Below are 22936 nucleotides of genomic sequence, written 5' to 3'. Positions count from 1 at the left end.
GTGCAGGAAGGTGCTGTAGAAGCCGGCCGTGATCATGACCGGCCTGCCTGGGCCGCGAAGTCGGGAAATGCGAATGGCGCATCGTCGGCAAGCGGCAGCGACACCCAGGAGCGAGCGATCTGCGAGCTGTAGGAAGCGTGGACCAGCTCGGTGGCGCGGGCGCCGTCCAGGCCAGTGGCGCCGATGCCATCGGGGGTGCCGGAAAGGATTTCCTCGGCCATGCCGGCAAGCTGCTCGGCATAGGTGTCCCACTCGTTGCGTGGCGGCCAGATCGATAGCCAGCCGTCCCAGGCGTGGCGGTTCTGCTTGGAGCGCGCGGTCGGATAGACGGCCTTGCGGATCGCCTCCGGTAGCTCGTTCATCGGCACGGTGGTGTTGATGGCGAGCGGCACGTCGAAGAAGGGCGAGCCGGCATTGGTCCAGAACGACAGCGAGCCCTTGGTGCCGTAGAGCTCGGTGGCATCGCCGAGCACCGGTGAATAGCGGTCGGCGATGAAGGAGCCGCGCGCGCCCTTGTTGGTGCGCACCATCAGGTGGACGTTGTCGTCGACGACGGGCGGTATGACGCAATGACTGACATCGGCCACGACCTCGGCATAGTCGTCGTCGAGCAGGTAGCGGAGCATGTCGAAGCGATGGATCAGGTTGTCATTGGTGGTGGCGCCGCCCGACTTTTCGAGATCCCAACGGAAGTTGCTGCCGTCGACCCAGTTGTCCCACTTGGCCGAGAAAACGGTACGGAACGAAAACACCTCGCCGATCAGGCCGGCGTCGATCGCGAGCTTGGCCATGCGGATCTGGTTGAGGTAGCGCTGGTTGAAGCCGGTCTTGAGCACGATCTTATGCTCCTCGGCGGTCTTGGTCATGGCGAGCGCGTCGGGATAGGTGACGGCCAGGGGCTTCTCGCACAGCACATGCTTGCCAGCGCGGGCGCAGGCCTCGAAATCGCGGCGATGCAGGTTGTTGGGCGTCGCCATGATGACGATGTCGACGGACGGGTCGGCAAGCATCTTGTCCAGGCTGGTATAGACGTTGGCTCCGCCATAGGCATCGGCCAGCGCCCTGGCGCGCCCCTCATCGATGTCGCACACGGCGGCGAGCCTGGTAGAGGCACCAGCYGCCACGGCCGGCGCATGGCCGTCGTGGACAATATTTCCGGCCCCGTAGAGGCCCACTCCCAATTGACGTGACATGGCAGTCCTTCCGCTTTTCTTTGACCGCAGGCCGGCATTGCCGCTCGATGGGGCGAGCAAGCGCATGCCGGTTTGGGTCGGGCTTTCAGTTGATGTTTCGAGTGGCGCTCAGAGCGCCGCGATGACAGCGATTTCGACCAGGTTCTTCGGCCGTGCCAGGGGCGAGCCGACGGTCGCGCGTGCCGGCGTGTTGCCCTTGGCGACCCAGGCGTCCCAGACGGCGTTCATCTCTTCGAAGGTGGCAACGTCGGTGAGCCAGATGTTGGCCGACAGGATCTTCGACTTGTCGGTGCCGGCTTCGGCGAGATAGGTGTCGATCTTGTCGAGGATCTGCCTGGTTTGCTCGGCGACCGAAGGCACCGGGTCGGTGGCGGTCTGGCCGGCGAGATAGACCGTGTCGCCATGGATCACGATCTGGGACATTCGTTCGCCCTGCCGCAGCCGTTCAATCATTGTCATTGTGTGTTCTCTTTCATTATTTGCCGGAAGTCGTTGGCCCCGGTKATCAGGAAATTGTTGGCGTGTTCGTAGAGGAACCGGCATCCGCCAGTGACAAAGGCGGCAACCGTGTCGCGCGTCACCAGCGTTCCTGGCACTTTGCCGGCCGCGCGAATTCGCGCGGCGCACGAGAGTACGAGCTGCTTGACGTCGGGATGGTGCGTCTGGCCGTTAAGACCCATCGAATGCGAGAGGTCGTTGGGGCCCATGAAGAACACGTCGATGCCTTCGACAGCGACGATGTCGTCGAGCTTTTCGACTGCCTCGAGCGATTCGATCATCGCCACGACCACGGTGTCGTCGAAATTCTGCGGCCTTGCCCGGCGCACGGCGGTAACGATGCTGCGGGCGCTGTCGGCATTGTCGACATGCGGTACGATCAGGCCTCCGGCGCCGGCGTCGAGATAACGGGTCAGAAGATGGTCGAGATTTGCTTCGGGCCGGACAATAGACTGCAGTCCAGCCGCGCGGGCGGCGCGGCACATGTCCTGCACGGTCTGGATCGAAGCGGTGCCGTGCTCGCAGTCGATGAATACGCCGTCAACGCCGAGGCGCCCGAGAAATTCGGTCAGGGCAGGCGAGGGGTGATCGGGGTTGACGACGACGACCGGCTCGTCGCGAAGGAGGCGTTGCTTGAACGGATTTGGCATGATGCGTCCCTCAACCGATGGCGATGGAAAAGACATGGCCGATGCCCCTGGGCAAAGGATTCGAGCGCCAGCTCTCGCCGGCATCGTCGCTCAGGAAGACGTGGCCGAACTTGTCCGAGCAGGCGATCCTTCGCGRCTCAGTCGGATCGACTGCCATGGCAAAGACAGTGCTCTTCAATGGCGCGCCGAGATCGAGACGATGGAAGCTCGCGCCGCCATCCGTCGAGCGGAAGAAGCCGCCGAGGTCGCCGTCGAAGTCGTTGCCGGCGCCGAGATAGATTGTGTTCTGAGGGCCCTGGCCAAGGACGCGGCAATAGGAACCTTTTTCGCGAAGCGCCGGTACCGGTAGCTTGCTCCAGCGGCGGCCATTGTCGCTGCTCTGGAAGGCGCCGACGCGTGTCGTCACCGACACTTTGCCCTGGCGATCGACAAGCACTGAATGCAGGTCGACGGCTTCCTCGACGACATATAGGCCGTCGAGAGCTTGGCACCAGCTGCGGCCRCCGTCGTCCGACATGATCAGACCGCCGATCTCGATGCTGGCGTAGATCCTGTCGGTATCGTTGGGGTCGACGGCGATACGGGTGATGCGGCGCGGCATGTCGGCCGTGATGGCGGGATAGCCGACCGACACATTGAGGTCCTGCCAGGTGTGTCCGTTGTCGGTCGACTTGTAGATCGCCGTCGGCTCGTAGCCGGCGAAAAGTGTGTCCGGCTCATGTGGATGCCGCGTCAACGACCATACGGCAAGCTCCGGCTTCGGGGCGTCCAGCCGGGTCCAGCAACCGCCATGGTCGGCGCTCCGGAAGATGCCGTCCTGCGTGGCGGCGAACACCTCGCCCGGACGCCTGGGATCGGCGAGCAGCGCGAATGTCTGCGGCACGTTGGGAAAGCCGTTTTCAAATCGCTCCCAGGCGCCGCCATCGCGGCTCCGCAGCAAGCCGGAGCTCATGAAGCGGCCAGGATCGGTGTCCCCTGCAAGCCCCGCATAGAGGGTGGTCATCATGTCTGTAATCGCTCAGTGGGTTTCGGGGTCGGTCGAATAGTCGATGACCGGCGCATCCTTGATCCCGAAGGCCATGGCGAGTGCCCGGATGCCGTTGTGCTCATGCGCCGGCTTGATCGAATGCCGTGCGTTCGGTGGGATCTTCACCAGATCGCCGGGGCCGATCTCGGCGGTTTCGCCTTCGATGGTCATCAGCGCCCGGCCGGACAGCATGAAGTAGAACTCGAAGGTCGGGTGGCTGTGGGTGTGGACTTCGCCTCCGGCGCGGATCTCGAACTCGCTGATCAGCTCGAGATGACCGCCCAGCGTCTCGTCCCGCATCTCGCGCGGCGGCACCAGCCACCACACTGGTGTCGTGCCTTGATGCTCAAGTACAGGTCGCGTGAAATCGCTCGAGCGGATGTCCATCGGAGCGCCCCCTTAGCCGGCCAATGCAGATGTTGATTGGTTGGACCTTACGAACGGTCGCGGGCGCTGGCTAGAAAAGGGTTATCGCCAACTTTATCGATAAGCCGCAGCTTGCCTGGCCGCAGTCTCGGTTCCATCCTGACGATGCGTTCACCTCGATCCGCCCGTTCTGCCTAGGCTGAGCAACGAGGTCTTAGGAACTTCGCTTTCGCCTCCGACAGCTGTCAGCCAGTGGCGGCCGATCCTGGAGCCGCTTCCATTCGATCCGAGTTTACGGAATGGACGGCGGCAATGACCGTTGGATGGTCCGTGCGTGAAACGCTGCAGCAGTTGCCCACCACGATTTTGCCGCGCAACTCGTGGCGGAAAGCGCGACAGCGAAGCTATGTGTACCAGCCACTGGCGGCCCGATGGTCGACTCGGTTGGAGCTGATCACAGGGCGATCAGTTCGTAGGCGTCTCCCCTGGGGACGACCATGCCGGCGCCGGGGAAAGCAAGGTGCATGCCTAAAACCGGAATGCGATCGGCGGCGACCTCTTCGAACATGCGCTTGCGGGGCGTTGCCGCGAGGGCAGGATCGGCGTCGAAGGTGGAGCTCCACTTGGGATGGGCAAACTGTAGTTGCGGAGACACGACGACATCGCCCCAGATGATCAACTGCTCCGCGCCGGTAGCCAGTCGGAACCCGGTATGCGTCAAGCTATGGCCCGGCAGCGCCACAGATGGATGCCCGGCAAGATTTCCGCGGTTCCGGAGAAGGGGACAACGCGACTCTTGTAGGCGGGGGCGGCTGCTCGTGCCCCGGCGAACGAGAACTGGGCTGCGCCCGAAGCACTGTTGAAGTTGTTTTCTGAGGTCCAGTAGTTCCATTCAGCCTCCGCGACATGCAGCTGCGCCTTGCCGAAGTTTGCGACACCGGCGCCGTCATTGCTGGCAAATCATGTGCTTATGCCGATGGTAGCGGATTTCTCGGTGCGGCACCCAGAAGTCGAGCTGGAAATCCTTGCCTCCGACTAGATCGTAAGCCTGACCAAGCACGAGGCCGACATTGCGATCCGCGCCACGGCTGCGCCCCAGGACACGCTCATGGGCCACCAACTTATTGGCAATGAGAACGGACTTTATTGCAGCTGCACTTACCTCGATCGCCGGGCCTTGTTACCGGAGGAGGCTTTTAGCAGCTCAGAGCTCGACTGGATATGGCTCGATCAGTCCAGGGGGTATCCTGATTGGGCGCGGCGTTATTTCCCTTTGGGCCGCCCAGYGGCGAAGGTGGACAGCAAATCAACGGGCCTTGCCGCCGCGCTGGCCGGAATGGGCGTGGTCGAAATGCCGGTTCTTATCGCCCAGGTCATTCCAAGGCTTGTCCGATTGCCTAATCTGCAGGCGCGGTGGGACAAGAATATCTGGATCCTTTGTCATCGCGATTTCAAACGAACGGCGCGGGCTTCGTAGCCGATATGCGCCGACAGTTTGATGCGCTCAAGGCTCCCGCAACCCCGGCGTTACTGTCACTTGGCTGACTCCGGAGCGACCGACAACCGTAAACTCCGTTTGCCTGTCGATCCTCTCGGCGTCCAGCATCCGCACCAGATCGTCCACGCCGGCGACGGCGTGACCGTCGATAGCGACAATGACGTCGCCTTCCTTCAGCCCGGCTTTCGCAGCCGGTCCGCCCGCCTGGACCGAGCGCAAGCGAACCGCCGCCCGGCTGGTTACCCTGGCAAGCAGCGCCACGCGGCGTGGCAGGGTGACCGTGTCGGCCGACACGCCAACAAAGGCCCGGCGCACGCGACCAAAGCGGATGATTTCCGCAATGACGAAGCTGGCCGTATTCGAGGCGACAGCGAAAGCGATGCCTTGAGCGCCGCGGATCGTAGCGGTGTTGACGCCAATCACCTCGCCGGCCGACGATACCAGCGGTCCACCGGAATTGCCTGGGTTGAGCGCAGCGTCGGTCTGGATAACGTCATCGATGAGCCGGCCGGTCAAGGCGCGCATCGATCGGCCCAGGGCCGAGACAATGCCAGTCGTCACCGTCCATTCAAAGCCGAGCGGATTGCCTATGGCGATGGCGATCTGGCCACGGCGCAGGCGCTTCGAATCTCCGAGCGGGGCGATGTCGGGAAAATGCCCGTCGGCACGCACCAGGGCAATGTCGGTATCGGCATCGCCGCCAAGCACGCGCCCTTCAGTAGACGTGCCGTCAGGCATTGCGATGCGCACAGCGCTGGCCTCGCCGACAACGTGGAAGTTCGAGACTATCAGCCCGTCCGGCGAGATGACGAAGCCTGAACCATGGCCGGCCGTGCGGCGGCCCTCGGCAACGGGTCCAATACGGCACACGGCCGGGCCAATCTGGTCGACCGCGTCGGCGACGGTGGACGAATAAGTGTCGAGCAGAGCGGCATCATGAGGCTGCGGGTCGGTCGCGGGCAGGGCCATTGGGGGCCTCCATGTCATTCGAGCAATCGATGCCTATATGTGTTTTGCGCGCAGGCGCGCTGCGACCTGACCTGATGGCTAGTGGCTGCGGCTCCTAGCCGTCTGGCGAGTTGGAAGTACCATGGAGCGTGGCAATATCTGGGTTCAGAAAGCCCCAAACGGCCCAGCCCAGGAGTGCGTGATGACCAGGTTCAACCTTGCCGCCCTTTCCAATGCAGTCGCCGACATCGCCGAACAGGCTGCGTCCGTGACTGCGAGCTTTTCAACCCATCATGGCCGGACTGCGACGGCCTTCCACTGGGGCGAGGGCCTCTACGTTGCCGCCGAGGAGACTGTCGAACCTGACGAGGAATTGCAGCTTGCCCTGCCCAGCGGCGAAACTGTGACGAGCGAATTGATCGGTCGCGATCCGTCGACCGGCATAGCGCTGTTGAAGCCTTCGGCGGCAGCCGGCGGCAGCAGCTTCGAAAAGGCCGAGCCGGTGCGCCTCGGCGACGTCGTCGTCGCGGTCGGGCGTGACGGCGCTTCGCCTCTTGCGGTGCTCGGCAACGTGGGCGAGGTCGGGCCGATGTGGCGCTCACGGCGAGGCGGCACCATCGACCGCCGCATCAACCTTGCGGTGATGACGGGCGCTCGTTTCGAGGGGGGACCTGTGCTTGACGCCAGTGGCGGACTGGTCGGGATGTTTCTTTTCGGGCCGCGCCGCCGGGCACTGGTTATCCCTTACGAGACGATCGAGCGTACGGTCGCGACATTGCGCGAGAAAGGCCACGTCCTGCGCGGCTATCTCGGCGCCAGCCTGCATCCCATCCACCACGGTCAGGTGCTGGGCGCCATGGTCATGGGGCTCGACGACAACGGGCCGGCCAAGGCTGCGGGCATTGCGCTGGGCGACATTGTCACTGCTTGGAACGGGGAACCGGTGAGCGGGCCGCGCGAACTGATCCTTCGCCTGGGTCCGGACAGCGCGGGCACCGCGGTTGCGCTGAAGATCTTGCGCGGCGGGGAGGTGCGTGACGTGGCGGTTACCATCGGCGAAAAACCCCTGATCTGAGAGTGCCGGATGCTGGTGATGCCGGAGACGCAACGCAGGCTGCTCGTTTTGGTCGCGCTCGGCGACTCAGCGTCGAGCGCGCAACTTGCCCTTCGCCTGTCGGAGAACGCTGGCCTGGCGGTGGTGACGGCTGAGGACCTGGCCGAAGGCAACCACGTCGACGTGGCGATCATCGACGGCGAAACTGTAGGCCGCGTGCGGACACAGGGGGTACCAGTGCTTGTCCTTTCCTCCTCCAGGGCGACGCACAGGACGGCGACCATTGCGGCGGTACTGCCGAGAGACGCTGACACGGCGCTAATCGCAGCGGCCGTATGGCTTGTAGCCGCTGGCTATCATATCGCTCATGCATCAACTGAACTGGACGGGCGCGACGGCAGGCTCGGCTCAGCTAATGACCGGTTCGGTGGCGGTCTGCTGGCCGATGGTGAGGCAGATCACGAAGCTTTCTCGATCCGGTTGTCGCCGCGTGAGACGGAGGTGTTGGCATTGCTTGCCGAGGGCGCGTCAAACAAGGTGATCGCGCGGCATCTCGACATTTCTGTACATACCGTCAAATTCCATGTCGCGGCGATCCTGGTGAAGCTCGGCGCGGCCAACCGCACGGATGCCATCGCCACTGCGATGCGGCGGGGGCTCGTGCTGGTCTAGTGCCCAAAGCGTTAAGTGGAGATTACGAGATCGTTGCTGCTCCGACCTAACCCATCATCGAAACCCGACGGCACCAGCGCCGGGGCGCGCAAACAAGTTGAATCCCAAGTTGCGCGCCGCGATTTGCCTCCTCGTAGGGCATCATCAAATGCATGGAAATCCCTCACTCTGAGGCAATCTAGTGGGCCGCGCGATAGATCGAGAGAATGTCCGCCCGCGCCAGTTCGCGCGGGTTGTTGTCGAGCAGGCGGCGGATGGCGAAGGCGTCGTCGGCCATGGTCTCGAGATCGTCCTCCGGCACGCCCAGTTTCGACAGGCGCATCTCGATGCCGAGCGAGGCGCAATAGTCGTGCGTCGAGCCGAACACGTCTTGGACGGCATGGGCCTCGGGAAGCCCGAGCGCTGCTAGGACATGGCCTGTCTTTTCCGCCGCTGCCGGCAAGTTGAAGGCCAGCACATGCGGGAAGATCAGCGCGTTGGCAGCACCGTGGGCGATGTGCCAGCGCGTGCCCAGCGGATAGGCGAGCGCATGGCCACCGGCGGTGTTGACCGGGCCGAGGCAGAAGCCGCCATAGAGCGAGGCGAGCGCCAGGCCGGCGCGGGCCTCGACGTCGCTGCCGTCCTTCACCGCACGCGCGAGGTAGCGGCCGACCAGCTTCACGCCTTCCAGCGCGTAGAGATCGATCACCGGATGCGCCTTCTTGTTGGTGTAGGCTTCGACGCAGTGAGCCATGGCATCGACGCCGGTGGCGGCGGTGACGGCCGGCGGCACGGTCATTGTCAGAGCGGGATCGACGATTGCAATGTCGGCCAGCATCTCGATGCTTTCGATGGCGAGTTTGGCCTGGGTCTCTGGATTGGTGACGAGTGCGCGGATGCCGGCCTCACTGCCGGTGCCTGAGGTTGTCGGTACCTGGGCGAGGGCGACGCGGCGCCGTGCCGCCTTGCCGACGCCGACGATGTCCTGCAGCCGCTGGCCGCTGCCGGCCATGACCGAGACCAGCTTGGCGAGGTCCATGGCGCTGCCCCCGCCGAAGCCTATGATCAGGTCGGCCTCCGAACGGGCGGCCAATTCGAGCACCTTCTCCAGATTGGGCAGGTCCGGCTCAGGCCGTACCTCGCCGAAGACGACCGTTTCGACTCCGAGCGCGAGCGTGTCGACACGGGCGGCGTTGAAGGCGTCGGCGACGACGAGGGCCCTCTTGATGTTGCGGGCCTTGACCCAAGCGGCGAGCCGAGACACCACGCCGGGGCCGAACTCGATGACGGGCGGCCGAACGATCGTGATGGGCGTGTTGAGACCGTTCATAGTCAGTGCTCCAGCTGTATGTGACTGCCACCGCCGCGCATGGTTAGAACATTCTCGGCGAGAGGCGGATGTATTTGATGGCGCGGCGGAAATAGGTGAAGGCGACGTGGATCGCCCCGTCCGGGGCCGCGAGGACGGACGGGTAGGAGAACTCGCGGTTCAGCCCATCCTTGGAATTGTTGGTCAGGCAGAAGCCGTCGCCGGTCTCGAGATCGATGCGGCCGCCGAAGCTGTCGCCGCCGTCGGACGAGAAGGCGAGGCTGAGCGGCGCGCGCGGCACGCCCCAGACGGCCTTGCGCCCCTCCGGTTCCGCAGGCGGCACCGTTGCCTCTGGCTCGCCACCTTCGATCTCATCATAAAGCGACAGCCGCCGGTCCTCCGACATCGAGGCATTGGCATGGTTGTAGACGATGGCGATGCGGCCAYCCGTTCGCACGGCCTGAACCGACGAGTTGTTGTTGGGCAGGTCAGTCGGCTCAGGCGCGCTCCAGCTGCGGCCGCCGTCATGTGAGCGGCTGCGCAGCACCTGCTCGGAGAAGCGGTTGCGGTAGAGCGCCACCATCTCGTCGCTGCCGAGCGGCACGATGTTCATGTGCACGGCGCCGATGCTGTCGGCCACGTCATGCATGGCCCAACTGGTGCCGGCGTCGGTGGAGATCAGCACGGCAGCGGTGTCGACATCGCCGCTCCAGCGCGTGCCTGGCACGCCGATGCAGCGGAATACAGGCAAGATCCATTCGTCGCGGCCGTTCACGATGATCGGTTGGCGCACGAAGGTGCCAGGGATATCGCAAAGCACCGACACCTCACCGAAGGTCTTGCCGCCATCGGAAGAGATGCGGCGCTTGACGACGGCGCCGTCCTGGTGGCCCGAGGTCTGCGAGGTGTAGAGCAGCCAGACCTTGCCGTCGGGCGCGTTGAACARCATCGGGTTCTGTTCGGATTTCTGGGGGTCGTCCGACATTTTTTCCGGCGCCGACCATGTGTTGGACCCGGGTGCCAGCCGCGACATGTAGATCGAGATGTCGCCCATGCCTTCCATAGTGCCGCCGAACCAGACGCAGGCGAGCGTGCCGTCGGGCAGCAGCGAAAGGTTCGCGGCGTGGTTCTGCACCGTCGGCGACGGCAGGAAGGCTTCGGTGCGGCCGGGCGCTGTCGCCCGCACCTTGCCGTCCATGCGCGCCGCGACCTCCGCGTGGGTCATGACGGCTGCTTCCGCTTGCGCCGAACTCATGGCCATCTCTCCGCTCACGGTAGCTGTTCGAGCTGCGGGCGGAGCGCGGCGATGTCGCCGTCGCTCAGCCCGACCAGTGGCGGGCGCAGCCGCTGCCATGCCTTTTCGCCATGCTTGAGGCCAACCATCGCCTTGATGGTCGGGATCTGGGCGTAGCTATTGGAGAGGTTGCGCCAGGCGTTGATGCGCGCCTGCGCTGCTTCGACCTTGGCCTCTTCGCCAGGGTTGGCATGGTTGTCGAACACCGTGCGCAGCGAATCCGCGATCAGGTTTGAGGTGGCGGTGATGCAGCCGGCGCCGCCTTCGCGCAAAAGCGGCAGCATCAGCGGATCAGCACCTGGGAAGACGGCGAAGCCCGGATAGGCCTGCACCAGCGCCTGCATATTGGCGAAATCGCCCTTGGATTCCTTGATGCCGACAACCGTCTTTGGGAAAGCCTCGATAAGCCGGCCGACGAGCTCGACCGACAATGCAATGCCCGACACCTGGGGGATGTGGTAGAGCACGACCTTGAGCCGATCGTCTGCAACGCCTTCGAGGATGCGCGAATAGGCGTCGAACAAGCCATCGTCGGACACGACCTTATAGTAGAAGGGCGGCAGCATCACGACCTTGTCGATGCCGATCGAGAGCGCATGGCGGGTCAGCTCGATGGTTTCGGGAATGGCGGCGACGCCGGTGCCGGGCATCAACTTGTCAGCCCCAACGCCTGCCTTGACGACGCTTTCCAGCATCGCCTTGCGCTCGCCGAGCGAGAACGAGTTGGCCTCGCCCGTGGTGCCGAGCAGGGCGACGCCATGGCAGCCTTCATCGAGCAGCCTTTGGCAATGCTTGGCGAGCAGGCCGTGATCGGGCGAGAGGTCGGCGTTGATGGGTGTGGCGGCGGCGGAAAAGACGCCCGAGATTGCGAATTTCGTCATGCTGTCACCCGAGGCGTTCCGGCGAGCTTGCGCGCATAGGCGATCGCCGCATTCATGTTGACGTGGTTGGCCTTGCCGGTTCCGGCAATGTCGAAGGCGGTGCCGTGGTCGACCGAAGTGCGGTCGATGGGCAGGCCGAGCGAGATGTTGACGCCGGTTTCGAATGCAACCAGCTTCATCGGGATGTGGCCCTGGTCATGGTACTGCGCGACGACGAGGTCGAAGGCGCCGGAATAGGCGCGGTGGAAAACCGTATCCGGCGGCACCGGGCCGTAGGCATCGATGCCCTCGGCCTTGGCCGCGGCAACGGCAGGGGCGATGAACTGGTCATCTTCGGTGCCAAACAGGCCGTTTTCGCCGCAATGCGGGTTGAGGCCGGCGACCGCGATGCGTGGGCTTTCGATGCCGATGCGGCGCAGGTGGCGATAGCCGGTGCGGATGGTCTCGAGGATGCGCTCGGGCTTCACCCGCGCAATCGCCTCTTTCAGCGACACATGAGTCGAGACGTGAATGACCGACATGCGCTCGGCGGCGAGCAGCATCCAGGATGAGCGCGAGCCAGTCAGATGCGCCAGCATGCCAGTGTGGCCGTCATAGTGATGGCCGGCGAGGTTCAGTGCTTCCTTGTTGATGGGAGCGGTGACGATGCAGCCGATCTCGCCCGCGGTCGCTGCTTCCACCGCACGGGCGATGAAACGGAACGAGGCGTCGCCGGCGCGGATGTCGATCTTGCCGAAGGCGATCGGGTCGCCATCGATGGCGACATGCTCGACGGCAACAGTATTGGCACCGTCGGAGACAGGCGCAAACTTCAGCGGTGCGCTGACGATGCTGGCTGCCGCTTCAAGGCTGTCGCGGTTGCCGAACACGCGGATGGTGRCGCGGTCGGCGGCGCTCATCTCGGCCAGCGACTTGCAGATGATCTCGGGGCCGACGCCTGCCGGGTCCCCCATGGTGATGCCAATCGTGCGGCTCGTCATCGCTCCCTGTCCGTCTGTCTGCCGGCGACGCCCGTGGCGCGCGGCGATCTGGAATCCTCCCGAGCGCATGCACCCAGTGGGTGCCAACTGCACTTGGCCTATGGCCGGAAACTGACCACAAGCAGACAAGTTGTCAAGTTGCTTTTTCCTGATGAATTTGAATGATGGTCGCGTAGAGCCAATTAAATTATTGATTTTACGACATTAAATCTGCGTCATTTTACCGATAGCTAATTTTTCTGTGTCGCAAGCCAAAAAAATGAATTGACATGTTTACAATATGGCGGCATTTGTTCGGCCACGGTTGCCGCTTCCGCGTCTGTTGCCTTTCGACCGACCAGAGCATCGCCGTTCACGGGTTTCAGGGAGGAAATGTGATGTCGAAACGGAACACCGAGACTCAGTCGCGTGCCGGGATGAACCGCCGCGATGCGCTCAGGCTCGGCCTGGGCGGCGCAGTGGGCTTCACGCTGCTCGGCCTCAATGCCAAGATCGTCTTCGCGCAAGAAGGACAGGTGCTGAAGGTTGCCAATCCGGCCTTCAACCAGGACTGGTCTCCGTTGCGCGGCGGTGGCGTGCCCTATCGCTGGAACTCGGCCTGGTGGGCCTCGCCGATGTATTTCGACAGCGAAGGCAAGATCCATCCTTACGTCTTCACGAGCTGGGAAGGTTCGGCTGACTCGAAGACCTGGACTTTCAAGCTCGACCCCAAGGCGACCTTCTCCGACGGCAGCAAGATCACTTCGGCAGATGTCGCAGGTTCGTGGAACGTTGCGGCGATGCCCGGCACCAAGAGCCAGCGCGCAGACCAGGTGCTCGGCAAGGTCGCTGGCTTCGCCGAAGTGACCGGCGGCAGCGCCAACACCATTTCCGGCGTCACCACGCCTGACGAAGGCACCGTCGTCGTGACGCTGAACGAAGCCGACCCGATCTATTTCATGCGGGTTGCCAACCACATCGTGCCGATAACCAAGGCCTCGCAGTCGCGCGGCGAGGATGGCAACGAGATCCAGGACTGGTTCACGCCCGACGCAGGTGCCGTCTATTCCGGCCCGTTCAAGCTGACCAGCATCGACATTGACGGCGGCAAGCTGGTGTTCGAGCCGAACGAGAACTTCTTCGGGCCGAAGCCGAAGCTCGCCCGCATGGAGATCACCTCGATCGAGGACAACGTCACGGCCACCTCGCTGCTCAAGTCGGGTGAGTTCAACGCCCACACCGAGCTGGTCACATCTACAATCGTGCAGGATCTTGGCGCCGAGTTCGCCTCGGGTCCGCTGATCCCGACCAGCCAGCACTTCTGGTTCAATTCCAAGCGCGCGCCGATGGACGATCCGAAAGTTCGCCAGGCGCTGATCATGGCGGTCGACCGCGACGGCCTGATGAAAGCCTCGTTCCCCGACGGCCCGCACAAGAAGACCGACCAGGTCATCAACTCGGTACCCGGCGCCGATAATTCCGGCTTCGAGCCTTACCCCTACGATCCGGAAGGCGCCAAGAAGCTGCTCGCCGAGTCGACCTATGGCGGTCCCGAGCGCCTGCCCAAGATCCTGTTCGTCGGCATTTCTTCGCCGGCCAACGAGGCGGCCGCCCAGTTCATCGCCGAGCAGTGGCGCCAGAATCTCGGCATCACCGCCGTCGATATGAAGCCGCAGCAGGACGCTTATGCCGGCCCCGACCAGAACTCGGTGCAGATCTTCCGCGACGACGTCGGCACCCGCGTGCCGGATGCCGCAAGCTATCTCGCTGGCTCGATCGCCTCGACTTCGTCCAACGCCCAGAACAAGCTGGGCGGCTACAAAAACGACAAGGTCGACCAGCTGCTGGCCGAAGCCGCGACCAAGGCGGCGGACGATCCGCAGCGCATCGCCCTCGCCCAGGAAGCCCAGAAGGCCTTCCGTGAGGACTGGACCTTCATCCCCTGGTACGCGCAGGCGATGTCGCGCTGGGCCAATGCCAATGTGAAGGGCATCGACAAGAACCTCGACTGGCAGGTTGTCGCGCCTTGGGAAATCACCGTCGGCTGATGCCCCGGTAAAGCGCACGGGGGCTTGTCCCCCGTGCTACTCTCTCGAACTGATACCGTGCGGTGGGAGGCCGCCCGCCATGCTGCGTTATATTGCAACACGGCTGCTGCTGTGGATCCCGTCCGTTCTGCTGGTCATGCTTGCCGTCTATGCCATGGCCTATTTTGGCGCTGGCGACCCGATCAAGCTGATCTTCCTGCGTGCGCCCGGCGACGTCGCCTACAATCCCGAAAAGATCGAGGCGATCCGTGATGCCGCTGGCCTGAACCGGCCGTTCCTCGTCCAGTTCGGCAGCTACATCCTCAACCTCTTGCAGGGCAATTTCGGCAACTCGCTGACCTCGGGCCGCTCGGTCTGGGCGATGGTTTCGGCCGCCGCACCTGTCTCGTTCAAGCTCGGCCTCTGTGCCGTGGTGCTGACCGCAATCGTTGCGGTGCCCCTCGGCATGATCGCGGCGATGAACCAGAACACCAAGATCGATTACACGATCCTCGGTTCGGCGCTGTTCTTGTGGGCCATCCCCGCCTATGTCGCCGGTCCGCTTTTGATGGTGGCGCTGATCTTCGTCCTGCCCGGCGGCAAGGTTCCCTATGGCTGGGGCGGCGTCTTCGACCTGCGCATCCTGTTGCCGCTGCTCGTCCTCTCGTTTCAACCGATTGCACTGATCGTGCGCCAGACGCGCGCCGCCGTGATCGAGGTGCTATCTGAGGATTTCGTCCGCACCGCCCGCGCCAAGGGCGTGCCCGAAATGGTGGTGGCCTTCCGCCACATCCTCAGGCCCGTGCTGACGCCCGTCGTCACCCAGCTCGGCCTGATCATGATCACCATCGTCAACGGCGCGATCTTCGTCGAGCTGGTGTTCGGCCTCCCTGGCCTCGGCCGCTTGACGGTCTCGGCGCTCACAAATTCCGACTATCCCGTCATCCTGGCCATCACGCTGATCGGCTCCTTCCTGGTGATGCTGTCGAACCTTCTTGTAGACGTGCTCTACCCACTGCTCGATCCACGCGCCAACGACACGATGAGGAGCCGCTGAAATGACGATCACTCCCGTCAATCTCTCCTCGTCAGTGGCCGACGACGAGCTCCCCGTCAGCTTGTGGCGCGATGCCTGGCACCGCCTGCTGCGCAACAAGCTGGCGGTCGCCGGTCTCGCCGTTGTCATCCTGCTCGCCTTCGTCGCCGTTTTCGGCCCCTGGCTCACGCCCTACGACTTYCTCACCCAGGACCTCAACGCCCGCAACCAGGCGCCATCGCTTGCGCACCTCTTCGGCACCGACGATCTCGGCCGCGATGTGTTCTCACGCGTTGTCTATGGCACCCGAACCGCCTTCGTCGTGGCGATCGTGGTGACGACGATCGCCGTCGTCATCGGCGTCACCCTCGGCGCCATGGCCGGCTTCTTCGGCGGCCTGTTCGACCGCATCGTCATGTGGTTCACCGACATGACAATGTCTGTGCCCAACCTTCTGCTGGTCGTCGTCATCAACGCCTCGCTGAAGACGCCCATCACCGCATGGATGGAGGCGCGCTATCAGGCGACGCTCAACCCGTTTTACCGCGAAACCATCTGGGTCGACTTCCTGCTGGTATTCGGCTCGATGGCACTGATCAGTTGGCCACCCTATGCCCGCCTCGTCCGCGCCCAAGTGCTGTCGATCCGCGGTCGGCCTTATGTCACGGCGGCGCGCGCGCTCGGCCTGACCAACCGCCTCATCCTGATGCGCTACATCGTGCCCAACGCCATCGGCCCGCTGATCGTTTCGGTCAGCGCTGGCCTCGGCACCGCGATGGTTCTGGAAAGCGCCTTCTCCTTCCTCGGCGTCGGCGTCAATCCGCCCACGCCCAGCTGGGGCAACATGATCTCCGACGGCCTGCGCGTCTGGCAGCACTATCCACATCTGCTCGCCGCACCCGCAGCCGTGCTCGGCCTCGCCACTGTCGCCTTTTCCTTCCTCGGCGACGGCCTCAACGACGCTCTCAACCCGAGGGGCAGCAAATGACCGCTCCCGAAATCCAGAAGCCGCTGCTCGACGTTCGCGGCCTGACAATCGAGATCGAAACCCGCCGCGGCCCGGCCATCATCGTCGACGGCATCAACCTCACCGTCGGCAAGGGCGAGACAGTCGGCGTCGTCGGCGAATCCGGCTGCGGCAAGAGCCTGACCATGCTCTCCCTGGTGCGGCTGCTGCCAAACAAGATCAAGGTGAAGGGCGGCACAGCCGAATTCGCTGGCCGCGACCTGCTCAAGATGTCGAAGTCGGAGCTGCGCCAGGTGCGCGGCGGCAAGATCGGTTTCGTCTTCCAGGATCCGATGACTTCGCTCAACCCGGTCATGCGCATCGGCGACCAGCTCTGCGAGCCACTGATCTACCATCGCAACATGAACAAGGCTGACGCCCGCAAGCGCGCGATCGAATTGCTGAGGCTGGTCGGTATCCCGGGCCCGGAGCAACGTATCACGGCCTATCCGCACGAACTCTCGGGCGGCATGCGCCAACGGGTGATGATCGCCATGGGCCTTGCCTGTGACCCGGAACTGTTGATCGCCGACGAACCGACGACTGCGCTCGACGTCACCATCCAGGCGCAGATCGTCGACCTGGTGAAGGATCTGCGCAAGAAGCTCAACATGTCGGTGGTGTGGATTACCCACGACCTCGCGCTGATCGCTGGATTGGTCGACCGCGTCGCCGTGCTCTATGCCGGAACTGTAGTCGAGGACGCGCCGGTCGGCGAACTCTTCGCCCGGCCGACGCATCCCTACACGCGCGGCCTGCTGGCCTCGATCCCGAAGCTGTCCGACGAGCGCGCCAGCCGGCTGTCTTCTATCGGCGGCACGCCACCCGAACCGGGCCGCCGTCCGAAGGGCTGCCCGTTTGCGCCACGCTGCGCCCTGGCCGAAAGCATCTGCCACGAACGCGTGCCGGTGCTCGAGCCGGTCGCAGGCACCAGYGGCCACCGCGTCGCCTGCTTCGTCGCCCAGCGCCAGATGAAGGAGGCCGCGTGATGGCTGCCGAACCGCTGATCAGGGTAGAGAATCTCGTCAAGCATTTCGTCGTCCGCCTCGGCGCCTTCGGCGAGCGCGGCGCCACCGTTTATGCGGTGGACGACGTGAACTTCGACATCTTCGCCGGAGAGACCCTGTCGCTGGTCGGCGAATCCGGTTGCGGCAAGTCGACGACGGGCTTCACCCTGCTCAACCTGCAGAAGGCGACTTCGGGCAAGGTCATCTTCCAGGGCGAGAACATCGTCTCGCTCGACGAAAAGCGCATGCGGCCCTATCGCCGCGAGTTGCAGATCGTCTTCCAGGACCCCTATTCGACGCTCAATCCGCGCATGACCATCGGTGAGGTGGTGGGCGAGCCGATCCTGTTCCACAAGCTCTCCACCAGGGCCGAGCTGCCGGAGCGGGTGTCACGCCTGCTCGCCRATGTCGGCCTGCCCGCCCGTTTTGCCCAGCGTTATCCGCACGAACTCTCGGGCGGACAGCGCCAGCGGGTGGCGATTGCCCGGGCGCTGGCCTGCCAGCCCAAATTCATCGTCTGCGACGAGGCCATCTCGGCGCTCGACGTCTCGGTGCAGGCGCAGATCATCAACCTTCTGCTCGACCTGCAGGAAAAATACGGGCTGACCTACCTGTTCATCGCCCATGATCTTGCCGTGGTCCGCCACATCAGCACCCGCGTCGGCGTCATGTATCTCGGCCGAATGGCCGAACTCGCGACCCGCGAGCAGCTGTTCTCCAACCCGCTCCACCCCTACACCAGGGCGCTGCTTTCGGCCGTGCCCGAGGCCGATCCGGAACTGGAAAAGACGCGCCAGCGCCAGATACTCACCGGCGACGTGCCAAGCCCGCTTGCGCCGCCCACCGGTTGCCGCTTCCACACGCGCTGCCCCATCGCCATGGACAAGTGCAAGGCGGTCGTGCCCGAATGGCGCGAGGTCGTTCCCGGCCACCACGTCGCCTGCCATGCGGTGGAAATGGAAGCGGCTGGATGACTCTGATGCTCGCCATCGTCGCCGACGACCTGACCGGAGCGCTCGACACGTCGGCGCCCTTCGTCGCGTCGGGCCTCAAGGTGGCGGTGGCAATGACCCCCGAAGCGACCGGCAAGGCGCTGGCGAGCGCTCCCGATGTCTTTGCCGTTAGCACGGCGTCGCGGGCACTACCCGCGGAAGTCGCAGCGGCAAGGGTGCGCGAAGTCGCTAGCCGGTTCATGCCGCATACGCCCGGCATCGTCATGAAGAAGATCGACTCCCGGCTGAAAGGCAATGTCGGCGTGGAAGCCGACGCGCTGGCCGAGGCATCGGGGCGCGATGCGCTCGTCGTGGCGCCTGCCGTTCCCGACCAGGGCCGCACGACGCGCGACGACGCTGTCGTCGGCCGCGGCGTCGATGCGCCAGTGCCGGTGCTGGCGACATTTGCCGGCCTGTCCAGGCGCGTCTCCGTGCGCAACGCCGCCAACGACGCCGATCTTGACCAAGTCATCGCCGATACCGACTGGAGCAACAACGTTGCGGTCGGGGCGCGGGGACTGGGTCTGGCCTTCGCCCGCCATCTCCACCACAACAGGAACTCTAGGCCCGCCGATGCACCGACAAGCGACCAGAACGTGCTATTCGCCTTCGGCTCGCGCGACCCCATCACCGACCAGCAGGTTGCCCGATTGGTCGATGATAATCCCCACGTTCAGCTCGTCGACGCCTTGAACGGCCGCTTCGCCTTGCCCGCCGACAGCACTCTGCCAACGGTTGTTCGCTGTACCGGTGACATGGTCGAGGAGCCGGCCCGCATCGCCGCGCGTTTCGCCATGGGAATAGCCGCGGCCGTTGAGCGGCTCCGCCCCTCCTCGCTTGTCATGGGCGGCGGCGACACGGCACTCGCCATACTTGGCGCGCTTGGCGCCGACGTGCTATTTCCGCAGGGCGAGGTGGCGCCGGGCTTGCCCTGGTTTACCATCGCGACACGCCATGGCGAAGGGCTGCGCTGTGTCGTGAAATCCGGCGGATTCGGGAAGGTCGCGGTTCTCTCCGACCTCTTGCGTATGCCGAGCCGGGAACAGGCGGAACACACATGACGACCGAATTGCAGCAGGACGGAACGGAGCCGGATGCGGCCGAAACCGGCGAAAAGCCGGGCAGCGGCCACAAGGGCGCTTCCAAGGCGCCGAAGCTGGTCGACAAGGTGTTCGACCAGCTGCAGGAGCGGATCGTCTCGGGCGAGTTCCCCTCGGGCTCTAAGCTGCCGGGCGAGCACGATCTCGCGACGCTGCTCGGCGTGTCACGGCCGGTGGTGCGTGATGCGCTGGGCCGCCTGCGTGACGTCGGCCTCGTCTATTCCCGCCAGGGCTCGGGAACCTATGTCCGCGTCTTCGACACCCAGAAGACCAGCCTCGGCTTCTCCCCGGTCAAGACGATCGCCGACATCCAGCGTTGCTACGAGTTCCGCCTGACAATCGAGCCGGAGGCCGCTTATTTCGCCGCTCTGCGCCATGACGCTGCCGCGATGCAGAAGATGCGCGCCGCTCTCTCCGAACTGCGCGACGCGACGCGCGACCAGACCCACCGATCCGATGTCGACTTCCTGTTCCATCGCTCGGTGGCTGAGGCCGCCAACAACCACTATTACACCGCTTGCCTCGACGCACTGCGCCAGCACATCGCCGTCGGCATGAATCTGCACGGTCTCTCCCTGATGGGGCCGCTGACCAAGCTCGAACAGGTCTATGACGAGCATCGCGGTATCTGCGACGCCATCGCTGCGGGTGAGGCGGAGCTGGCGCGCAACCGCATGCGCGAGCATCTCGAAGGCTCGCGCAACCGCTTGTTCGAAAACAAGGTGCTCGACCTCTCGCGCTGACCCCGGGTCGGCAGAACTCCAGCCGCTCAGGCGGCACGACAGGAAAGAACGATGACAACGACGATCGTTACAGTCGGCGGCCGGATGGCCGCCGAGGGCCTTGCCATGCTTGAAGATGCCGGAGTTGCGTGCATCTCGACGGAGCCTTATCCCGCGAAATCCGAAGTGCTGGAACTGATCGAGCAGCACCAGCCGGCAGCACTTGTGGTGCGGCTGGTGGAGCTGGTCGACAGCGACATGCTGTCGGCGTCGCGCAATCTCAGGATCGTCGCCAAGCATGGCGTCGGCACTAACGACATCGACGTCACTGCCGCAAAGGCGATGGGCATCCCCGTCGTCATGGCGACCGGAGCCAATGCCCATTCGGTGGCCGAACACGCGCTCGGGCTGATTCTGGCGCTGACCAAGGATTTTCTGCGCCAGGACGGCCATATCCGCAACGGCCTGTGGGACAAGAAGCTCTATGCTGGGCGCGAGCTGCGCGGCCAGAAGCTCGGCCTCGTCGGTTTCGGCCTGATCGGCCAGATCCTTGGCCGAATGGCCGCTCCTATCGGGCTGCAAGTCTCGGCCTACGATCCGTTCGCGCCGGACGAGGCCTTCGCCCAAGGCGTCACCCGCGCCGGGTCGCTCGATGTCCTGTTCGCCGAAAGTGACGTTGTCAGCCTGCACTGCCCTTTGACTGAGGGCACGCGCGGTCTGATCGGTGCACACGAGATCGGGCTGATGAAGCCCACGGCCATCCTCATCAACACTGCGCGCGGCGAGGTCGTCGACGAGCCGGCCCTGATCGCTGCCCTTGAGGCCGGGCGCATCGCCGGCGCCGGCCTCGACAGCTTCGCCGAGGAGCCGCCGGTCGCAAGCCTGCTTTGGCAGCTGCCCAACGTCCTGCTTACGCCCCATGTCGCCGGCGTCACCGAGGACGCGCGCCGCGCCGTCTCGATCATGACCGCCGGCAACGTGCTTGCCTTCCTCCGCGGCGAGCAGCTCGCCCAGAATCTCTATGCAAGGGTATGACCATGGCCTCCGATGACACGCGTCACGACGTCGATACGCTGACCGACCTCGCTTTCGCCATCTTCAAGGCGGCGGGCCTCGAGCCTGACAAGGCCCATGCAGTGGCCGAGATCCTGGTCGAAGCCGACCTGATGGGCCACACCACCCATGGACTGGCATTGGCGCCATGGTATCTCGACAGCATCCGCAACGGCGTCATGACCAAATCAGGCGCACCCCGGGTGATCTCGGATCGCGGTGCCTGCGTCGCCTGGGACGGCTTGCGCCTGCCCGGCGCCTGGCTGACGGCGACGGCGATGGACCTCGCCGTCGAGCGCGCCGCGACCTACGGCACCGTCACCGTCGCCATCGGTAACAGCCATCATATCGGCTGCCTCGCCGCCTATCTCACCCGGGCTACCGATCGCGGCTATATCGCGCTGCTGACAAGCTCCAGCCCGTCGGGCGCTTCGGTCGCCCCGTTCGGCGGCACGCGCGGCGTCTTCACGCCGAACCCCATCGCCGCCGGCATCCCGACCGACGGCGACCCGATCCTGATCGACGTCAGCGCCTCGATCACCACCAACAATATGAGTTCGCGTCTCATCGCCGAAGGGCGAAAGTTCGAGCACCAATGGCTGCTCGACCGCGATGGCAAGCCGACAGACGATCCGAATGTGCTGAACGACGGTGGCACCATCCTGCCCGCCGGCGGGCTCGACCACGGCCAGAAAGGCTACGCACTGGCCATATTGGTGGAGGCGCTGACCCAGGGACTCGCCGGCTTCGGCCGTGTCGACAAGCCTGAGGGCACCAACGCTTCAGTCTTCCTGCAGGTCATCGACCCCAGCGCTTTTGCCGGGGAAGCGGCATTTGTCCGCCAGACCGGCTGGCTGGCTAATGCGTGCCGAAACAACCCACCGAGGCCAGGCGTCGACCGAGTAAGGTTGCCTGGCGACAGCGCTGCCAGGCGCAAGCAAAAGGCGCTCGTTGAAGGCATAGGTCTACATGAGGGGGTCCTCCACAAATTGATTGCAGAAGCCATTCGGCTTGGCGTCGACGCCAGGCCCGGCATTCAAGATGCCTTGCTGCTCGACGGACGCGTTTAGTTCTGCAAAAAATCTGAGTGGTCAATCGATAACGAGGCAGCGCGAAACTCCGTTATTTCAGATGGCGGCGGATAATGGAGATCGCGCGCAGCTGAACGCGCTGATCGACCGCCGCTTCAATGATCCCTTAATGACAGCGGCGAAGACACCGAAGCCGACAAGCTGGCCCGGGCCAGGCACCGCTACTGGGCGCTGTCTTCTACAGCACGCCGGCGTTCGAACTAGCCTGGGAGAGCTTCGCCAGCACAAGGACACCCTACTCGCGATCCAGGATCGTGTGGGCCTTTTTGGCTACGACAATGAGGGGCAGGTACCCGCTTTGTCGGCGAAGACGATCTATCGCGTTATGGACAGTTTCGTTGGCAAGTGGCCAAAGGTGCCGTTGCCGAGCAGCTGGGGTTCTGGCTCTCCGAAAGGCGAAGTCGCCTATCGGTTCCTTCATCGTCTTCCGTGGCGGCTAGGCAGTGACACCCCTCGCGGAAGCTTCCAATGATCGAGCGTATGCTGGAGACCGCGCGCTTTGCGGATTTCCGGGAGAGGCTGCTCACATTGCGGGACGCACGACGCCAGCTCGCGCTACAGGATTTCAGAGCAC

General features: G+C 64.2%; 23 protein-coding genes. 12 read left to right on the top strand and 11 right to left on the bottom strand.

Translation table 11 applies throughout. The features are described 5' to 3' along the window. Window positions 1-32 precede the first annotated feature (32 nt). The 6 genes from AC1DUU_RS04355 to AC1DUU_RS04330 all read right to left on the bottom strand — a co-directional run bounded on the left by AC1DUU_RS04355 (window position 33) and on the right by AC1DUU_RS04330 (window position 4455). Complete coding sequence (locus tag AC1DUU_RS04355) at window positions 33-1193, bottom strand: Gfo/Idh/MocA family protein (RefSeq protein WP_476782190.1); 1161 nt, start codon at window positions 1191-1193, stop codon at window positions 33-35. A 108-nt stretch (window positions 1194-1301) separates the two neighbouring features. Next, window positions 1302-1652 carry a RidA family protein gene (locus AC1DUU_RS04350; RefSeq protein ID WP_476782189.1) on the bottom strand — a complete coding sequence of 117 codons (351 nt, stop codon included), beginning with the start codon at window positions 1650-1652 and terminating at the stop codon, window positions 1302-1304. Further along, window positions 1649-2341 (bottom strand): HpcH/HpaI aldolase family protein, encoded by a 693-nt coding sequence (locus AC1DUU_RS04345; RefSeq protein ID WP_476782188.1) that lies wholly within the window; start codon window positions 2339-2341, stop codon window positions 1649-1651. The genes AC1DUU_RS04350 and AC1DUU_RS04345 overlap by 4 nt, the downstream gene beginning before the upstream one ends. Window positions 2342-2351: 10 nt before the next feature. Beyond that, window positions 2352-3347 (bottom strand): WD40/YVTN/BNR-like repeat-containing protein, encoded by a 996-nt coding sequence (locus AC1DUU_RS04340; RefSeq protein WP_476782187.1) that lies wholly within the window; start codon window positions 3345-3347, stop codon window positions 2352-2354. Window positions 3348-3359: 12 nt separating this feature from the next. Then, on the bottom strand, window positions 3360-3755 hold the full coding sequence (locus AC1DUU_RS04335) for a cupin domain-containing protein (RefSeq protein ID WP_476782186.1): 396 nt from the start codon (window positions 3753-3755) through the stop codon (window positions 3360-3362). 433 nt (window positions 3756-4188) lie between these two features. Then, a complete protein-coding gene (locus AC1DUU_RS04330) occupies window positions 4189-4455 on the bottom strand; it encodes a hypothetical protein (RefSeq protein ID WP_476782185.1) in 267 nt (88 codons plus the stop codon). 318 nt (window positions 4456-4773) lie between these two features. On the opposite strand from AC1DUU_RS04330, the gene AC1DUU_RS04325 reads away from it, so the two are divergent. Then, window positions 4774-5211 (top strand): LysR substrate-binding domain-containing protein, encoded by a 438-nt coding sequence (locus AC1DUU_RS04325; protein WP_476782191.1) that lies wholly within the window; start codon window positions 4774-4776, stop codon window positions 5209-5211. Window positions 5212-5238: 27 nt separating this feature from the next. On the opposite strand, the gene AC1DUU_RS04320 is transcribed toward AC1DUU_RS04325, so the two are convergent. After that, window positions 5239-6201 carry a S1C family serine protease gene (locus AC1DUU_RS04320; RefSeq protein WP_476782184.1) on the bottom strand — a complete coding sequence of 321 codons (963 nt, stop codon included), beginning with the start codon at window positions 6199-6201 and terminating at the stop codon, window positions 5239-5241. Between the two features lie 181 nt (window positions 6202-6382). Between AC1DUU_RS04320 and AC1DUU_RS04315 the strand changes: the two genes are divergently transcribed. Together AC1DUU_RS04315 and AC1DUU_RS04310 are read left to right on the top strand one after the other, a co-directional pair. Then, the gene (locus AC1DUU_RS04315; protein ID WP_476782183.1) at window positions 6383-7255 is read left to right on the top strand and encodes a S1C family serine protease; all 873 of its coding nucleotides are present in this window, start codon (window positions 6383-6385) and stop codon (window positions 7253-7255) included. Between the two features lie 18 nt (window positions 7256-7273). Next, entirely contained in the window at window positions 7274-7906 is a 633-nt protein-coding gene (locus AC1DUU_RS04310) for a helix-turn-helix transcriptional regulator (protein ID WP_476782182.1), read from the top strand. 178 nt (window positions 7907-8084) lie between these two features. Here AC1DUU_RS04310 and AC1DUU_RS04305 read toward each other — a convergent pair whose 3' ends face one another. Genes AC1DUU_RS04305 through pdxA form a run of 4 tightly spaced genes read right to left on the bottom strand, consistent with a single transcriptional unit; the run spans window position 8085 to window position 12349 of the window. After that, a complete protein-coding gene (locus AC1DUU_RS04305; protein WP_476782181.1) occupies window positions 8085-9215 on the bottom strand; it encodes an iron-containing alcohol dehydrogenase in 1131 nt (376 codons plus the stop codon). A gap of 43 nt (window positions 9216-9258) precedes the next feature. Further along, window positions 9259-10449, bottom strand: coding sequence for a sialidase family protein (locus AC1DUU_RS04300; protein ID WP_476782180.1), 1191 nt, complete (start codon window positions 10447-10449; stop codon window positions 9259-9261). A 14-nt stretch (window positions 10450-10463) separates the two neighbouring features. Beyond that, window positions 10464-11369 (bottom strand): dihydrodipicolinate synthase family protein, encoded by a 906-nt coding sequence (locus tag AC1DUU_RS04295; protein ID WP_476782179.1) that lies wholly within the window; start codon window positions 11367-11369, stop codon window positions 10464-10466. Continuing rightward, on the bottom strand, window positions 11366-12349 hold the full coding sequence (pdxA, locus tag AC1DUU_RS04290; RefSeq protein WP_476782178.1) for a 4-hydroxythreonine-4-phosphate dehydrogenase PdxA: 984 nt from the start codon (window positions 12347-12349) through the stop codon (window positions 11366-11368). The genes AC1DUU_RS04295 and pdxA overlap by 4 nt, the downstream gene beginning before the upstream one ends. Before the next feature lie 377 nt (window positions 12350-12726). Here pdxA and AC1DUU_RS04285 point away from each other — a divergent pair, with 377 nt between their 5' ends. The 9 genes from AC1DUU_RS04285 to AC1DUU_RS04245 all read left to right on the top strand — a co-directional run bounded on the left by AC1DUU_RS04285 (window position 12727) and on the right by AC1DUU_RS04245 (window position 22341). Further along, window positions 12727-14376, top strand: a complete 1650-nt coding sequence (locus tag AC1DUU_RS04285) for an ABC transporter substrate-binding protein (RefSeq protein ID WP_476782177.1) — start codon at window positions 12727-12729, stop codon at window positions 14374-14376. A gap of 79 nt (window positions 14377-14455) precedes the next feature. Continuing rightward, entirely contained in the window at window positions 14456-15412 is a 957-nt protein-coding gene (locus AC1DUU_RS04280) for an ABC transporter permease (protein WP_476782176.1), read from the top strand. Window position 15413: 1 nt separating this feature from the next. Next, window positions 15414-16379, top strand: a complete 966-nt coding sequence (locus AC1DUU_RS04275) for an ABC transporter permease (protein ID WP_476782175.1) — start codon at window positions 15414-15416, stop codon at window positions 16377-16379. Further along, on the top strand, window positions 16376-17386 hold the full coding sequence (locus AC1DUU_RS04270) for an ABC transporter ATP-binding protein (protein ID WP_476782174.1): 1011 nt from the start codon (window positions 16376-16378) through the stop codon (window positions 17384-17386). Before AC1DUU_RS04275 ends, AC1DUU_RS04270 begins: the two co-directional genes overlap by 4 nt. Continuing rightward, window positions 17386-18378: an ABC transporter ATP-binding protein gene (locus AC1DUU_RS04265; protein ID WP_476782173.1), complete on the top strand. Its 993-nt coding sequence runs from the start codon at window positions 17386-17388 to the stop codon at window positions 18376-18378. Before AC1DUU_RS04270 ends, AC1DUU_RS04265 begins: the two co-directional genes overlap by 1 nt. Beyond that, window positions 18375-19457: a four-carbon acid sugar kinase family protein gene (locus tag AC1DUU_RS04260; RefSeq protein WP_476782172.1), complete on the top strand. Its 1083-nt coding sequence runs from the start codon at window positions 18375-18377 to the stop codon at window positions 19455-19457. Before AC1DUU_RS04265 ends, AC1DUU_RS04260 begins: the two co-directional genes overlap by 4 nt. Then, on the top strand, window positions 19454-20239 hold the full coding sequence (locus AC1DUU_RS04255; RefSeq protein WP_476782171.1) for a FadR/GntR family transcriptional regulator: 786 nt from the start codon (window positions 19454-19456) through the stop codon (window positions 20237-20239). The genes AC1DUU_RS04260 and AC1DUU_RS04255 overlap by 4 nt, the downstream gene beginning before the upstream one ends. 51 nt (window positions 20240-20290) lie before the next feature. Further along, window positions 20291-21253, top strand: a complete 963-nt coding sequence (locus AC1DUU_RS04250) for a hydroxyacid dehydrogenase (protein WP_476782170.1) — start codon at window positions 20291-20293, stop codon at window positions 21251-21253. Between the two features lie 2 nt (window positions 21254-21255). After that, a complete protein-coding gene (locus AC1DUU_RS04245) occupies window positions 21256-22341 on the top strand; it encodes an Ldh family oxidoreductase (protein WP_476782169.1) in 1086 nt (361 codons plus the stop codon). Window positions 22342-22936: the final 595 nt, after the last annotated feature.

This window comes from Aminobacter sp. P4_H6_2 (genome assembly GCF_056400805.1).
This window is presented reverse-complemented; position numbering and strand designations above follow the sequence as displayed.